Consider the following 14,054-nt stretch of genomic DNA (forward strand, 5'->3'; position numbering starts at 1 on the left):
GGCTTCCTCACGCCTGATCAATTCCGGCAAGGCCGTGCGAGAGGCGACCGCCGCGCGGACCGAAGAGACGCCCAGCTCCGCCGTGATGACACCAGACGGCGACCCATCGACCAGATAGAGCTTCAGTGTTCGGCCGCGCTTGGAAGAGTATCGTGAAGGAGACTCAGACATCGATGCCGAGTTCCTTCAGGTAGAAGTTCATCTTGGCCCGCGTCTCGGCGAGCTTGCTTTCGAGATCACGAATTTCGTTCTGGACCGCCTGAAGGTCGACCTCCGGCTCGGGTTCGAAGGTGTCGACGTAACGCGGGATGTTGAGGTTGAAGCCGTTCTCCTCGATTTCCTCGAAGCTCGCCTTGTGGGAGTAGCGTTCGCGTTCGATGCGGCCCCGATAAGTGTCGATGATCTTGGCGACATCCTCGTCCCGCAGCCGGCTCTGCTTCTTGCTCGCCTCAAAGTCGCGGCTCGCGTCGATGAACAGGATGTCCCGCTCGTGGCTGCGCAGTCCCTTGTCCTCGCGCGCCCTATCGAACACCATGATGCAAACCGGAATGCCGGTCGTCGGGAAGAGTTGAGCAGGCAAGCCGATGACCGCGTCGAGCAAGTTGTCGCGGATCATCTTTTCGCGGATGCGGCCTTCCGCGCCGGACCGAAACAGAACGCCGTGTGGCGCGACCACGGCCATGCGTCCGACCGTGGGCCGAGTGATCGCCAGCATGTGGAGAATGAACGCGTAGTCGCCCCGGCTTTTCGGCGGCATGTGCGGTGTGAAGCGTTTATAGGGGTCGGGAAGGGCATTCCCCGCCGAGTCAGTGTTGCCGTTCCACTTGTCGAGGCTGAAGGGCGGGTTCGCGACCACGACGTCGAAGCGCATCAAATGATCGCTTTCGATCAACGTCGGCGTGTTCAGAGTGTCGCACCAGTCGATGCGCGCTCCGTCCTGCTTGTGCAGCAGCATGTTGAGGCGCGCGAGTGATCGGGTCTGGCCATTCGATTCCTGGCCGAAGAGCTGGTAGTTGCCGTCACTCACCTCTTCACCAGCCCGCAGGAGCAGCGAGCCGGACCCGCAGGCCGGATCGCAAATGCGATCGCCCGACTTCGGATGAGCGAGCTTGGCAACGACCTCGGACACCTTGCGCGGCGTGAAGAACTCGCCTGCCTTCTTGCCAGCGTCGGAGGCGAATTTCTCGATCAGGAAGATGTAGGCATCGCCGAGCACGTCCTCCGACGTGTCCGAAAGATCAAGCCCTGGCTTGGCGAAATCCTCCAACAGGGTCTTGAGCCGCCGATTGCGATCCCTCGCCTGTCCGAGGTTTGTTTCGGAATTGAAATCGATCGCGCGGAACAGGCCGCCAAGCTTGCCTTCGTTCGCTTTCTCGATCGCGTCGAGCGCGATATTGATCAGCTCACCGATATTGTCACGCGAGCGTCGTTCATGGAGACTATAGAAGTCCGCTAGAAATTTTTCTTCCACTGCATTCGTTTTAGCGTTCTTCAGCTCGATGCCGGGCAGCTTGAAGCGCTCACGATCGAGCCGCCTTTGAATGCGAAACTCATCGCCGCCGAATTCACGACGAAACTCTTCGATATGCTTCCGCCGGACGTCGCTGATGTACTTCAGGAACAGGACCGTGAGGATATAATCCTTATACTGCGTTGCATCGACAGCGCCGCGAAAGGTGTCGCAGGCACGCCAGACCGCCGAGAGGATGTCGTCTTGTCGGAGTGCGGTCATGGGGCTGATCCTTTCCCTTGCGCAAACTTGATCTGCACCGCCGCCTCGATGGCTCGTGCGATCGTCTCGCGACCCGTAGTTTCGTTGAGATTGAGCAGCCGCTGGAGCAGTTCGTTTTCCGAACGGAAGGCGTTTGACAAACCTGCGATAAGGCGCTGCCTATGCATCGGCGGAAGGGGCACTTCCATCCGTTCCAAAGCTTCCTTTGGCAGGCGCGCGAGACCGCTCCCCTGCTTGCTGGCGGCAAACGCGGCTTGCGTCGTCGGCAGATCGAGGAACGCTGCGAGGTAATAGGGATCGACCATCGCGCGATTCGGTCGCACCAGATAAAGATCAAGAGAAACAAAAGCCCCCATGATTGCGGCGTCGCCTACATAAGAGGCCGTCAAAGATCCTCGCGCGCCGACGATCACATCGCCTTCATCGATCGCATAGGCGCGAGCCACAGATGGCGCCTCTCCGGACATCAACTTGGGCGAATGCCCCGCTCGCAGTTCCGTGAGATCAGACAGCCGAACACAGCGAGACATGCCGCCCGCAGCCTCTTTGACCGCGACGCCGGAGACCACATCCGCAATTTCTCTGAGTTCGAGCATGACTCAAACTAGCAAAGTGCGAAATTTGAGTCAAAGCGAATATGAGGGATTCTCTAGCTCTGTTTTATCTCTTTGCCCAGCGATGAAAGCCCGTCAGCCGGTACGATTTGAATGCCCACAAGCGGACCTTACCGGTGTCCGGAATGGCCATATTCAGCCGTATTGGACCTGCTGATCGCTTACTCTGCCTGCCGCATCAGCATGTAGGGCTCGGCCTCGATCGCCCTCGCGATGGCAATGTACTCGGCCACATCGAGCCGTCGTTCCTCGGTCTCGTATTTCGACACGAAGGTCTGTCTTCGCCCGATGCGAGCCGCGAGTTCCACCTGCGTGATGCCGGCGTCCTTTCGCGCCTGGATGAGCGCCTGGAGCAGGGCCTTGTAGAGGTCGGGTTGGGTTGAAGCCAAAGCCGGCGCCTGAAGCGGTGAAACCGGCCGTCCAATTCAACCCGAATTTCGAATACCCCAAAATGGAGTATTTCGGCATGCTGCACCCCGAGGCGATGATTCGGGGGATGGAGTGTGAAGGAGCAGTACGTCGGCGACGTCAACGACTATCGGAAATATGCCCTGCTGCGGCTGCTTGCTCGATCCGGCCTGAGGCTCGGCGTCTGCTGGATGCTGACGCGCGACGACGCCAGCGGGCACGGCAACAAGCTTGGCTATCTCGACCTACCCAAACAAGAGGCGCACGACCCGGAGCTACACGCGATCATGCGGACGGTGCGAGAGACGCCCCGCGGGCAGCGACTGGGAACAATCGAAGCAAGCGGCGTCTTGGCACGAGCGATCTATTTCAACGAGATAGTGCCGGAGGCGCTGTTCGAGCGACAGCTCTGGTTCCGGCGTGCCGGCGCGGCTCTAGCCAATACCGACCTGATCTTCTTCGATCCCGATAACGGCATCGAAGTGCGAGCCACACCGAAGGGTCGGAAGAGATCGTCAAAATACGTCTATCACGACGAGCTGAGGGCGACTTACGCCGCAGGGCATTCCCTGCTCGTCTACCAGCACTTCCCCATGAAAGAGCGAGCTAGCTTCATTCAAACTCTGGCTCGTGACCTCCATAGCGGTGCACCGGGCGCGGAGATCTGGGCGATACTTACCTCGAATGTCGTGTTCATGCTGGCGATCCAACAACGGCACCGCCCGGCCTTGTCGCAGGCGGCGCACCATGTTCTCGAGACCGCTGATCCGAGCTTCCTGCACGCACAGTTGATCGCTCCAGCAAACCCATGATTGTGCGCGAGTTTTCGGCGTGTTTCCGTGTCGATTTTTTGCCCGGAGAAAATTATGCGCACCAAAATTCTGACCACCCTCGCACTCTGCTCGATCTCACTCGCCGGCTGCCAGACGCCGCAACAGGTCGCCGAAGCCCGCTCGAAGCTGGTCTGCTTCCAGGCCGGCTATGGCGAGCGTTCGCCGCAGCATGATGAGTGCATGCGCACCATGCTGCCAGTCGCGCAGCAGATGGAAATGCAGCGCCGCATCGCCGATATGAGCGAGGGCCTGGATTTGATCGCCGCGGGAGTGCGGCGGCGCTAACCAGCGCGTGCCATAGTATCAGCCATGGGACTGTGCGGATGTCTCGCGGGTCCCCCGGCCTTGGCTTCAACAATATGAAGATGGGGGGAGGTCGCGAAGGCGTCGCCCCCCGGAGGGCGCCGCGCATTGTCTCTACTGCGCGCGGGCTGGCCCCGCCCTGCCCTGCCCTGCCGCCGGCATGAGCGTGCCCCTGGCGCTCCGTACCGTACCCCGCGGCTGCGGCGCCCTGCGCCGCTATAGCTATAGCCGCGTGCCCTGCCCGCCCGCCGGTCAGCCCTGCGCTTCGGCCTGGCGCAGGAGCTCGTAGGGATCGACCTCGAGCGCGCGGGCGATGACGATGAACTCGGCGACGTCGAGATGGCGGGCGCCGGCCTCGACGCGGAAGACGAAGTTAGTCGAGCGGCCGAGGCGCCGGGCAAGATCAGCCTGCGTCAGGCAGTGATCTCGCCGCGCGGCGACGAGCAGCGCGACGACGCGCGCATGCAACCCCGGTCGCATCAGAACGCAGCGGGCTCCTCCATGGCCGCGATGACGTGCAGATCGGTCTCGCAGATGCCCTCGGCCTCGATCGCCCAGACGATCTCGTCGGCGTCGATCTCGGCGAGCTCGGCCGCCCGCTCCAGGGTGACGATGGTCAGCGCCTGGGTGCGCAGATCGATCAGGCGGTACTGGTCCATGGCGTCGTCTCCATCGTGTTCCGAAGACGATGGAAACATGCGGCGACGCCGCGCATAATTTTGCAGGAGACAGGCTGATATTGCGTCGGACGCAGGATCGCCGCGGCACCAATAAGCCCAGCAAGACCGCAAATGCCGACGGGGAGCAGCGGCTTGCCGCCCCCCTCCCCGCTGGTGTCCGCCCGCATGCGCGAGCGCGGTCTACCTCGCTCTCAGCGCGTTCTACCTGCCCACGGCGTAGGCCCGGTCCAGCGCCGCCACCGCCGCCTCCCCGCCGCGAACAGCCTGGGTGTAATGGCCAAGCGTCACGGTGGCGTTGGCATGACCGGCGAGCTTAGCGACGAGACCGACCTCGATGCCCTCGGCCTGCAGCGTCGAGATGAATGAATGTCGGGCAGAGTGCGGCGTGACATAGGGCAGGCCGAGCTTCTCGAACACCGGCTCCCAGTAGCGCTGGCGGAAGTTCTGGTAAAGCAGCGGCCCGCCGCCGCCGATGCGAGCGACCTTGGGCCAGGGCTGGAGCCGGCCGGGGCCAGGAAAGACGCGGTGCAGCTCCTTGCCCCGCCGCGGACAACGAACGCGCCAGTCGAGCAGCATCGCCCGCAGCACCCCGCTCATTGGAATGTCGCGCGTGCCCGCCTCGGTCTTGGTCATGTTGGTCAGCGAGCCGTCGCGCTCCTGGATGCGGCGGATGCGAATGACGTTGGCGTCGAAGTCGACGTCTTCCCAGAGCAGCCCGAGCTGCTCGGACGGCCGCGTCCCGGCGAGGAACGGGAAGGCGTAGTACAGCCCATGCTCCGGATCGCTCCTGGCCGCCTCGACCAGCTTGCCGATCTCGGCCGGGGTGAGGATGACCTTCTTGGTCTTCACCCGGTTGCGGCCGAGGCCGCGCGGCATCGACGGCGCCCGCACCCGGAAATCCTCCTCGTTCAGGGCGAGGATCGAGATCAGATGCGACTTCGCCCGGTTGGCAGTGTACTGCCCCGACAGCGCCGTCAACTCGCGGTGCCAGGCGCGGATGCGAGCCGTGGTCAGCTCGCTCGTCTTGATCTCGCCAAGCATCGGCACGAGGCGGCAGCCCTTCGGCAGCTTGCCCGACGCCTTCCAGGCGAGCTTCTCCTTGGCCGCGCCATCGAAATAAGGCCCGCGGATATGCTCGACCACGACCTTGTAGCCCGCGAGCGTATTCGGCTTCACCTTGCCGTCGCGATCGGCAAGCCAGTGGTCAATGGCGGACCCAACCGTCGGCGCCTTGCGCTCGTCGGCGTAGCTGTCCGACATGACCTTGGCGGTGAGATCATTGCGGCGCGCCTCAGCAGCCTTCAGCGTCTCGTAGAACTCCTGCCGGCGGTCGCCCGAGATCGGTTCGCGGTAGTTCAGCACGTAGCGCAAGTGCTTCACGACCTCCCCTGACTTGAGCCTGCGGCGGCGAACTCGCTTGGTGATGTTGGCACGGAATGTCATAATGACCTCGGAAAATGAAAAACGCTCAGAAAATCACGGCCGAGGAACCCGCACAATTAATCACCGGGCGCCGGATAGCTTCAGAGCATTCGAATTGAAACCACGAGCGTAACCAAGAACCTTCGAGATACGTTCAGATGCCGTCTCGGTGGGGCTTGCTATACTTGAGAACAATCGCTCGCCGAGGTTGAAATCGCAGTGGCGCCGTAGCGGCGTAGCAGTGCGTAGCGGCCCAGTGCACTGGCGCCGGGGCTGGCTACCCGGGCCGCTGTGCTGCCTGCCCACCACGCCGGGCCGCCCTAGGGGACCGCTACGCACTGCTACACTGCTACGCTGGTCCAGTATCGGTCTTGCGGGCGGTGATCGCCTCGGCCATATCCGGTTTCCAATCGTCAGGCTGCGGTCGCTCGTAGCCGCGGACGTTGACGCCATGGACGCGCATGCTCTTGGGCCCGTCCCAGCCGAGCGCGCGCATGCAGGCGCCGAGCCGCGTCGCATCGGGGTGCTTTTGGCGGCCGACCTCGATGTTCAAGACGTAGCTCAGGAGATGCTTGGTCGAGGCCTTGACGGTCGTACCGTTCCCCTCTTCCCCTCGGACGCTCGCCAGGGTGTCGAGCCATGGGTCGAACGCGGTCCTCGCCGCTTGCTCCGCAGATGCCGCCTCCCACAGTTCCTGGGACAGTCGGATCGGTTCGTCGGCGGCTTCAAGAACAGCCGCCTCGGCCCACAGTTGGTCGCGGTCGCGCGCGAGGGCCTCGAGGTCGATCGCACCTGTCCTGACCGGCCAGAAGCGGCGGTTGCCGGTGGGGTCGCTGAGGTAGTGGTCGTCGTTCGTCGTCCCGATGAAGATGCATTCGCGCGGGCGCTCGTCAGCGAAATACGCATAAGCCATCCGCGCACGGTCGCTTCCTTGCGAGGCAAAAGCCTTGACCTTGGCCGCATCGGCCTTGCGGAGACCCTCAAGCTCGCTAAGCTCGTAAATCCACTTGCCGGCCATGGCCTCCATCTGTGCCCGCTTGTCGAGGGTCAGAATTTCCTGATCGGAGTGGTTCTCGGCCCCTGCGAGGATCGCCAGTGCCGTCGACTTCCCGGTGCCTTGTTTGCCTTCGAGTACGAGAATCTCATCGAACTTGCACCCCGGCCGCCGAACGCGCCGCACGGCCGCGATCGGGACAATCCGGCCGATTGCCCGGTTCAAGGGAGTATCCTCGGCGCCGAAATAGTCGACGAGCAACGTGTCGATCCGAGGCTTACCATCCCATTCTAGGCCGGCAAGGTAGTCGCGGATCGGGTGGTAGGAGTTCTCGAGCGCCATCATATGCAGCGCATCGCGGACATGCTCGCGGCCAGGATCGAACCCGAACTCGTCCAGCACGGTCTTGCGCAACATGGCGGAGAAGTCGTCCGTCAATTCGCCCTGGAAGGCCTCCAGCTTCAGGCCGAGCACCATATGGCGGCGCCGGAACAGGTCATGAGAAGCTTGGACGCCAAGACGCTGGAACGCGACGATCGCGTTGCGCAGTGTCGGGCGCGGGTTTCCCTTCTGTGTCGTATCCGGCCAACCGTTGCCAACTGCCGTGACTGCCGCACGGGCCTGCTTCAATGCGTATTTTTCTGGTGCCTTCTTCTCGAGGATGGAGGCCGAGATTGCGTGAGCCCTGTTAATCAAGACACCGGCAATCTGATGCTCGGTGCAGCCGGCGCGGGCAAGCCCGCACGCGACCGAGAAGACAACCTCGCTGCGCGAGGGGAAGCGCGCTCCGTCCTGCCCCATCGGACGCTCGGGATCGTCGCCGGCCTCGATCAGCGCGCGAACGGCCCCCGGGACCCTCGCCGACAGCTCGTTGACGGACAGCGCAGCGATCTGAGCCACGTCGACATCGCCGAGAGCGACGATCGCCGCGGCAGCCGGTTCGCGGAACTCTGAAAATTGGTCGAGATGGTAGATGTTCATAGTTCAGATCCCCTCGACGACATAGGCGAGCATCGGCGCGCGACCGGCCTTGCGCTTTTTCGCGTTCGGAAGGTTGATCGTACCCGGCAGCCGCATGATGCGGTCGATGTTGTGGCAGTTGTCGCCGCCGAGATCGGCGGCGAGCTGGCGGTTGATGCGCTCGACGCGCTCAAGGTCGGTCGTCGGTTCGGCGAATTTCCAGAAGGCCTGATAGCCGCCACCCGAGAAGACGATGAGCGACGGCGGGAGCTTGTAGATCCGCAGCCGCTCAAGACCGTCGAGATGGTCGATGTCGACATGGGCATAGTGCGCAGCCACGATGTCGGCCTTGGTCGCCTTCACGCCGCGGAAGTCCGGCCGGACCTCGTTGACGCTGTAATAGAGGCCAGCGACGCCCTGGAGCGCGTCGATCCAGCCGACTGCTTGCTCACGTTCAGCGGGGGTGAAGACCTTACCGGTGGGAGGTCCGCCGGTCGGCTTGATGGCGGTCAAGGACCAAAGGCCGTCCGAGTGGACGGCCTCCAGGAAGCTGATCGCGGCAGAGGTATCAGCTGCAATGCCGAGGCTCATCGCGCCGGCCTCTTCAGCTGGATGGTGTGCGGTTTCTCAGCCAACCCGCTAGTGGGCAGCAGCAACACGGTGCCGTCGATTTCGAGGATTTCGTATAATCCGGTGCCGCTGGCCCAGCCGGCAGCCCACTCATAGATGAAGTCGTGAAAAGCGTCGGCATCGTCGCGATTGAGGACAAAAACGTAATTCTCTGGTGTGTCGTCCATGATCTATCTTTCAGACAGCAGCTCCCGTTCGCGAAAGCGTTGCTTCCGCACGGAGAAGGAGCAGAGATTTGTGGGAAGGTTAGTTGTGGAGGCGGATGCGCGCTTCGATGTCGCGCAGCTTCACGTACTTGCGACCGTTCAGAAGCGAATAGGTGGGGAGCTCACCGCGAGCAGCGGCGCGCTGGATTTTGAAATAGGGCAGGCCGAGCGCGTCAGCGGCCTGCCTATACGTAATCAGCTTGTCCGGCGGGTGATAGTTGTCTTCTGTCATCTCGTTGCTCCTTGCGCTGGGTTAGCAATCGCAAGGTTGCGCAATCGGCGAGCCATGACATGACCGGGTCACTGGGGATTGACTTTACACGTCAGGGATATCTGCGAATCGATCGTGTGCTCGATCGCGAATTTCAGATTCCTTCAGCTCGCGGAAGACACGGCGAATGTCTCCGTCCTTCGCGTAAAATTGGGCAAACCAATCAGCCCCAAACTCACCGCCTTTTGGCCCGGACGCGCGCTGATGAATCATGTATTCAACGGCTTTCCGCGCTGCCGATAAGGTGTCCTCTTGGTACAAACGTTTCGTGATAGATTTACAATACCACGTTAGATGGTCTTCGACCGGCTTTGCATTCGATTTTCGGCTGGTACGCAGCTCGTCACTATCGTCAAATAAGCGGTCGATCAGAAACCCCAGACATTCGCTTAAATCACTGTAGAGTCGTATAAATTCCTCGGTCGCCAATCGTTGGTCGATAAGGTCTTCACAGCGGTCAAATACCTCTTGGAGCAGATCGATGTAATGGGGAAGTTGATCGAGTTCAGGCGAAATGTCCCTCTGCCTGATCCCCTGTTGGAATTCCCATGTCGACTTATGCTCGGAGTTCAGGCGCCACGTCCCCTCTCTAAACTGCTGCCGAGTTTCGATGGCTTGAGCCTTCAAGAAACGGGCGTCCTCCAATTTCCCCCTAGCGATGCTCCAAAATGTGTCCGACACGGCGAGGGACGAGGCGCTTTCGTTTTCCATTATCACGCACCAATAGGCTCCAGTGGTTGGATTGGAGCACATACTCCTCCCTCTGCGCCACTTGGTCGGAGCTGCTACGTCCGATCACACCTGCCACATGTCACTCGCGGAGGAAAAACGAAGCATATGACAGGCGTGTCAGGCCGAAAGCGGCGATGGCGTAAGAAAGTCGAGCGCGCCCGTGCGCACGCGCAATCGCCGCCGCTTCCTAGTTCACAGCAGGCGCAGCATGGCATGTACGTGGCGGCATGGCTGCGGCGCCTCGAAGACTGGCAGGAGTGGCCTGGTCAAGCCTCTTCAAGGTCCGGATCCGCTGGTAGCGGCGCGAACGGATCAACCTCGGGAAAGAGCTTCTTCTCCCGCAACCAATCGCCGAACCTTGCCGGGTTCACCGCGCGCTCAATCGAGGCGAGACGGGAACGAGCCCACTCGAGCATGCGCTTCGTTTCAAAGTCCTCGATCGGCGCGGCCCAATCAATCCAGGCCCTGAGATCGCGAGCCTTCGCCTGAAGCTGAACAATCTCCGCGATTAGAGCGTCTCGCTCATCCTCGCGCTTGCGACGCTGCTCGGCCAATCTCCGATTTTCGTCAGCGCGGATCGAAAGCCGACGTTCCCGCTCCCGTCCAATCTTCCGCAACCGGTCGGCTTCCAGGCGCTCCTCGAAAGCGATGACGATGTCATCAATCTGATCTTCCAAAGAGAATGTCTTGCGGTCTTGCCAATCGAGTCGACTGCCGTGGCTGCCCCAAAGCGACATTGATAGCTTGAGAGCGCCGGTCAGCAGGTAATCAAACTCGGGATACGCTTTGTTCCAATACCAGCTGTAATTTTCGCCTCCCGAGCGGAGCCGGCGCGCCTCCTGCTGCAACTCGTAATCAGTCGGAACGTGCTTCACCTTCGCAACCTTCTCCGACAGCTTGAAGTCGACCGACTCGTCGCCGCGGGTGACAGTGAACCATTGGCGTGAGAGTTTGATGCCAATGCCGCGCGTCTCGAGGTCGCGGAAGATCCTGTCGAGAACAAAAATGGCGCGTTCGACCGAAGGAAAGCCGACCGACGTGTGCGGAGTCGTATCGCCGCTGGTGATAACAACGCCATGAGCGTCTGGCTTCTTTGCCCTGAGCTCTTTCGCCACGGCGAGTAGAGCGTGATGTGGCTGGGCGACCTTCACCCACTCGACACCTTTCGCCCGTGCCTTTTTGGGGAGCTCGCGCTTGGGCGCTGCTGGCGGGCGAACCGGTGCCGGGCTAACGGTGGGAAGAGGAGCGATTGGTTTGCTGCCGTTGAAGGTAATCACCTCAAGCGTCGCGTCCATCGTCGTTGTGAAGATTGCTTGCTTGGTTCGCCTTCCGGCTGCCTTGTCGCGCCAAAATGCGGCCTTCGGCAATGGCACGCGGTGATCCTCGCAGATCTGCCGTATCTGCCATTCAGAGATACCGAGGTGTTCGGCAACTTGCGGCATCTCGTGCGACCAGATCAGGTCATAGAGCTGGCGGCGGGTCAGGTTGGAAGTCATAGGCGATACCGAATGGCAGCGGGCGAATCGCTGTCAGGGTGCCGCCTCAATCGGATTTTCTCGGGACCGGAACACCGAAGAAGCCCCGCGGTTACATCGCGGACTGGATACTAGCGCATTTTGCGGCTTCCAATGCGAACAAGCTTCAAGACGGCCCTGCAGCTACAACACCTCAATCCACAGCGTGCGGGCACAGCGGCGGCGCCTCGAAACGACGCAGATGCCGATATTTCTGACGAGCCGTTCCCAGCGACCAATCAAGTGTCCGCCCGCCTCTTCTGCAGTCCGGAACGCCGACACTGGGCGACGAGATCGCCGTGCTGGTTATAGGCACGATGCAGGAATGTGACGATGCCGGCCTGCGGTCGCGAACGGCTCTCGCGCAGCTCGACGACCTCGGTCTCGACCCTGATCGTGTCGCCATGAAAGAGTGGCTTAGGAAAGCGCACCTCGTCCCAGCCGAGATTGGCGACCGCGGTACCGAGCGTGGTGTCACCGACCGAGATGCCGACCATCAGCCCGAGCGTGAAGGCACTGTTGACGATGCGCTGGCCGAACTCGGTCTCGGCTCGGCAATACTCCTCATCGAGATGCAGATAGGCCGGATTGTGGGTCAGCGCGCTGAACCAGACATTGTCCGCCTCCGTGATGGTGCGGCGGATCTCGTGGCGGAAGATCTGCCCGACGCTGAGCTCGTCGAAATAAAGGCCGGCCATTGTCGCTCCTCGACTGAATTGCTGCGGGTCAGGCGCCGGTGTAACGGGGTGGCCGCTTCTCGCTGAAGGCGGTGGAACCCTCGCTGGCGTCGGCGCTGGTCTGGAGCAGGCGCAGCATCAACTGCTCCAGTCTGAGGCCAGTGGCGAGGTCGACATCGCGGCTGCGCAGCGCCAGTTCCTTCGCCGCCTGGACGGCCAGCGGCGCGTTCTCGGCGATGCGACGGGCATAATCCAGCGCCACCGGCATGAGGTCATCTGGTTCGACGACTCGATTGACCAGACCCCAGCGCTCGGCCGTCACGGCATCCATGCTGTCGCCCGTGAGGAGAAGCTTCATCGCGATCGCATGCGGCAATTGCTGGATTAGCCGCTGGGTGCCGCCATTGGCGGGAAAGAGCCCGCGCTTAACCTCGGCGACCGAGAAGCTCGCATGCCGAGCGGCAACCCGGATATCGGTCGCCAGAACCAGCGTCATACCACCGCCGAGGCAGGCGCCGTTCACGGCCGCGATCACCGGCTTCCAGATCTCGAGCCCGCGGTTGAGGAGCTGACCTTGCTGGGTCAGCATCAGCTCGGCCAGCGGTGCCGGCGCGGCGGTGAAGCTCTTGAGGTCGGCACCGGCGCTGAAGGCCTTGTCGCCGGCGCCGGTGATGATCGCTGCGCGGATCGCCGGGTTGTCACGGACCTCGGTCCAGGCCCTGGAGAGTCCGGCATAATGCTCGGCATCCATGGCGTTGCGCCGCTCCGGGCGGTTGATGGTGATGATCGCGACGGCGCCGTCCCGGTCGAGGTCGATGGACATGAGCCTCGTTCACCTCCTCAGGCGACCGCGCGCAGTTCACGCAGCGCCGCGATCTCGTTCTGGGAGAGGCCGATCTCGGCCAGCACCGCATCCGTATCCTGCCCGAGCAGCGGCGGCGGCAGGCCCGGTCTCACCGGCTCACCATCGAAGCGCACCGGCTGAGCGATGCCCTTGAGACCACCGGCGGCGGGGTGCTCGTAGTTGAGCACCATCCCGCTCGCGGCGGTATGCGGATGGGCCAGCAGTTGCGCCAGCGAATTGATCGGCGAACAGGGAATGCCGGCCCGCGACAACGTCGCGTGCCAATGCGCCACCGTTCCCCCTGCCAGCGCGGCTTGAACCTGCGCGAGTGTCCGGGCCCGGTTGCGGACGCGATCGGCATTGCTGCGAAAATCGGGGTGATCGACGATCTCCTCAAGGCCAACGACCGCGCAGAACTTGCGCCAGAGATTGTCGTTGGCGACGCCGATCATGATCGGCCCGTCCTGCGCCTCGAAGGCCTGGTAGGGGCAGAGCGATTCGTGGCTCGAGCCACATTTCGCCGGCTGCACGCCCTTCTCCCAGAAGGTCTGGAGATTATAGCCGAGCAGGCCCATTGCGGTGTCGTAGAGCGAGACGTTGACGGTGCCGCCCTGCCCGGTCACCGCACGCTGATAAAGCAGGGCGAGAATGCCGCTCAGCGCATGCGTGCCGGTCATCTGGTCGATCGGCGAGATCGGGCTGCGGATATGGCCGCCGCTCTCGTCGCCGGTCAGCGCCATCACACCGCAGAAGGCCTGCAGGATGACATCGTAGCCGGGCGCGTCGCGCATCGGCCCGGCGCGGCCGAAGCCCGAGATACTGCAATAGATCAGCCGCGGATTGAGCCCGCGCAACGTTGCGGCATCGATGCCGAGGCGCTCGACCACCCCGGTGCCGAAGCTTTCGATCGCGATGTCGCAGCTCGTGGCGAGGCGATGCACGACCGCCTGCCCCTGCTCGGTCTTGAGATCGACAGCGATGCTGCGCTTGTTGCGATTGGCGCTGAGGAAGACAGCGCCGAGCCCGGGGGCGCGGAAGGGCGGCCAGCCGCGGGTCTCGTCGCCGGTGCCGACCGGCTCGACCTTGATGATGTCAGCGCCCATCTCGCCGAGATATTGCGCGCAGAGCGGGCCGGCGAGGACCTTGGTCAGGTCGAGGACTTTCACACCTTGAAGCGGCTTGGCCACGATCGATCTCCCGCGCCCTGGGCCGGGCGCTTCACTCTGTCTGATGG

At 62.4% G+C, this 14,054-nt stretch carries 17 protein-coding genes; 2 read left to right on the forward strand and 15 right to left on the reverse strand.

The genetic code is table 11. From position 1 onward, the window contains the following. Positions 1-163 precede the first annotated feature (163 nt). The 3 genes from GV161_RS04435 to GV161_RS04445 all read right to left on the reverse strand — a co-directional run bounded on the left by GV161_RS04435 (position 164) and on the right by GV161_RS04445 (position 2,735). On the reverse strand, positions 164-1,732 hold the full coding sequence (locus GV161_RS04435) for a type I restriction-modification system subunit M (RefSeq protein ID WP_152015852.1): 1,569 nt from the start codon (positions 1,730-1,732) through the stop codon (positions 164-166). Beyond that, positions 1,729-2,328 (reverse strand): restriction endonuclease subunit S, encoded by a 600-nt coding sequence (locus GV161_RS04440; RefSeq protein WP_152015851.1) that lies wholly within the window; start codon positions 2,326-2,328, stop codon positions 1,729-1,731. The genes GV161_RS04435 and GV161_RS04440 overlap by 4 nt, the downstream gene beginning before the upstream one ends. A 179-nt stretch (positions 2,329-2,507) precedes the next feature. Continuing rightward, positions 2,508-2,735, reverse strand: coding sequence for a helix-turn-helix transcriptional regulator (locus GV161_RS04445; protein WP_152015850.1), 228 nt, complete (start codon positions 2,733-2,735; stop codon positions 2,508-2,510). Between the two features lie 114 nt (positions 2,736-2,849). On the opposite strand from GV161_RS04445, the gene GV161_RS04450 reads away from it, so the two are divergent. Both GV161_RS04450 and GV161_RS04455 read left to right on the forward strand, forming a co-directional pair. Beyond that, complete coding sequence (locus GV161_RS04450; protein WP_152015849.1) at positions 2,850-3,566, forward strand: hypothetical protein; 717 nt, start codon at positions 2,850-2,852, stop codon at positions 3,564-3,566. A 54-nt stretch (positions 3,567-3,620) separates the two neighbouring features. Next, positions 3,621-3,872, forward strand: a complete 252-nt coding sequence (locus GV161_RS04455; RefSeq protein ID WP_152015848.1) for a hypothetical protein — start codon at positions 3,621-3,623, stop codon at positions 3,870-3,872. A 270-nt stretch (positions 3,873-4,142) separates the two neighbouring features. Here GV161_RS04455 and GV161_RS04460 read toward each other — a convergent pair whose 3' ends face one another. From GV161_RS04460 to GV161_RS04515, 12 genes are all read right to left on the reverse strand, one after another. Further along, on the reverse strand, positions 4,143-4,370 hold the full coding sequence (locus tag GV161_RS04460) for a helix-turn-helix transcriptional regulator (protein WP_152015847.1): 228 nt from the start codon (positions 4,368-4,370) through the stop codon (positions 4,143-4,145). After that, positions 4,370-4,549, reverse strand: a complete 180-nt coding sequence (locus GV161_RS04465) for a hypothetical protein (protein ID WP_152015846.1) — start codon at positions 4,547-4,549, stop codon at positions 4,370-4,372. Before GV161_RS04465 ends, GV161_RS04460 begins: the two co-directional genes overlap by 1 nt. A 222-nt stretch (positions 4,550-4,771) precedes the next feature. Beyond that, the gene (locus GV161_RS04470) at positions 4,772-6,013 is read right to left on the reverse strand and encodes a site-specific integrase (RefSeq protein WP_152015845.1); all 1,242 of its coding nucleotides are present in this window, start codon (positions 6,011-6,013) and stop codon (positions 4,772-4,774) included. Positions 6,014-6,341: 328 nt separating this feature from the next. Continuing rightward, entirely contained in the window at positions 6,342-7,967 is a 1,626-nt protein-coding gene (locus GV161_RS04475) for a virulence-associated E family protein (RefSeq protein WP_152015844.1), read from the reverse strand. A gap of 3 nt (positions 7,968-7,970) precedes the next feature. After that, positions 7,971-8,537, reverse strand: coding sequence for a DNA-primase RepB domain-containing protein (locus tag GV161_RS04480; RefSeq protein WP_152015843.1), 567 nt, complete (start codon positions 8,535-8,537; stop codon positions 7,971-7,973). Beyond that, complete coding sequence (locus GV161_RS04485; RefSeq protein ID WP_152015842.1) at positions 8,534-8,743, reverse strand: hypothetical protein; 210 nt, start codon at positions 8,741-8,743, stop codon at positions 8,534-8,536. The genes GV161_RS04480 and GV161_RS04485 overlap by 4 nt, the downstream gene beginning before the upstream one ends. A gap of 79 nt (positions 8,744-8,822) precedes the next feature. Next, complete coding sequence (locus GV161_RS04490) at positions 8,823-9,014, reverse strand: hypothetical protein (RefSeq protein WP_152015841.1); 192 nt, start codon at positions 9,012-9,014, stop codon at positions 8,823-8,825. An 84-nt stretch (positions 9,015-9,098) separates the two neighbouring features. Further along, positions 9,099-9,680, reverse strand: a complete 582-nt coding sequence (locus GV161_RS04495; RefSeq protein ID WP_159650137.1) for a hypothetical protein — start codon at positions 9,678-9,680, stop codon at positions 9,099-9,101. A 371-nt stretch (positions 9,681-10,051) separates the two neighbouring features. Continuing rightward, positions 10,052-11,281 (reverse strand): hypothetical protein, encoded by a 1,230-nt coding sequence (locus GV161_RS04500; protein ID WP_152015839.1) that lies wholly within the window; start codon positions 11,279-11,281, stop codon positions 10,052-10,054. 257 nt (positions 11,282-11,538) lie between these two features. After that, entirely contained in the window at positions 11,539-11,997 is a 459-nt protein-coding gene (locus GV161_RS04505) for a MaoC family dehydratase (protein WP_152015838.1), read from the reverse strand. A 28-nt stretch (positions 11,998-12,025) separates the two neighbouring features. Continuing rightward, complete coding sequence (locus GV161_RS04510; protein ID WP_152015837.1) at positions 12,026-12,799, reverse strand: enoyl-CoA hydratase-related protein; 774 nt, start codon at positions 12,797-12,799, stop codon at positions 12,026-12,028. A 17-nt stretch (positions 12,800-12,816) separates the two neighbouring features. Then, positions 12,817-14,007 (reverse strand): CoA transferase, encoded by a 1,191-nt coding sequence (locus tag GV161_RS04515; RefSeq protein ID WP_201302987.1) that lies wholly within the window; start codon positions 14,005-14,007, stop codon positions 12,817-12,819. Between the last annotated feature and the right edge of the window lie 47 nt (positions 14,008-14,054).

This window comes from Bosea sp. 29B (assembly GCF_902506165.1).
Lineage (GTDB): Bacteria > Pseudomonadota > Alphaproteobacteria > Rhizobiales > Beijerinckiaceae > Allobosea.